This is a genomic window from Bartonella sp. AP57NXGY (assembly GCF_042195805.1).
Lineage (GTDB): Bacteria > Pseudomonadota > Alphaproteobacteria > Rhizobiales > Rhizobiaceae > Bartonella.
This window is the reverse complement of sequence record NZ_JBHIOZ010000434.1, coordinates 1-873: the sequence shown is the minus strand read 5'-3', so window position 1 is coordinate 873 and position 873 is coordinate 1. Positions and strand designations below refer to the sequence as shown.

General features: G+C 39.4%; 1 protein-coding gene. It reads right to left on the bottom strand.

Annotation, left to right across the window (positions count from 1 at the left end; all coding sequences use genetic code 11):
• Positions 1-648: 648 nt before the first annotated feature.
• On the bottom strand, positions 649-873 hold a 225-nt coding region (locus ACFIL8_RS11310; protein ID WP_375689876.1), incomplete at its 5' end, for a class I fructose-bisphosphate aldolase.

The window sequence follows — 873 nt, the reverse complement described above, 5'->3', positions numbered from 1 at the left end:
TTTAAGCCAAGATGCTATGAAGTTAGACATTTGTAATTATATCATCAAAAAATACAAGAAAAATTTATCCATTTTAACGAAAAAATAGGTGTTTTATTGAGGTGCAAATCTATTTTCTTTCGCAAGAGTTATTCAATTCGTTCGCCAATAGAAAAACTACCCCCATTGAAGAGGAAGCTATCCTGACGCAGAAAAGCTTCATAAGCTGTATTCCAATCCGCTCAGAAATCGCAACTCTCTAATCTACCCGCTTAATCCACCTTTGAAACTGCAATCAAATAAATTCTGCTGATGACAAGTAATGATAACATGAAAAAGAAAAAATATCATAATATCAAACTCTTCAATACAGTATGAGCTTTATGATTTTCACTCAAAAAGCAAGTGCCCACCCATGAACGACACCATACTAAAGTGCTGTGCACTCACAAATTTCCTAGCATTATCTCCCCTTCTCGAAATTGCACCTCTCCCGCAATCTTATCTCTCGATAGCACCCATTAAAGACTTTTAAAAGGTCCAAGGAAAAAACTCTCTGAGAAAGCTTTCAAGCCTAAAATGCCCCCGCCATTTTTATCATGATGAGGGCACCTAAAATCACGCAGAAACATGCAAAATCTCCCCGCATTTAAGAACAGAGCTTGTGCTTCAATCGCACGCTTTTTCTTGTTCTCTTGTCCATTGTCCCAAAGCCGCAAGATGGTTCATCCGAGCGCGATGACGAAATGCCTTCTGTGCAACAGCAATATTTTCATCTTTTCCTGCCCATGCTTTTAAGGCAGCTGCTTGCAATGCGCGTCCATAGGAAAAGGTCAATTTCCAAGGCAATACGCCCAAAGAATTCATAGCAGATAAATGCGCCGTTGCTTCCTG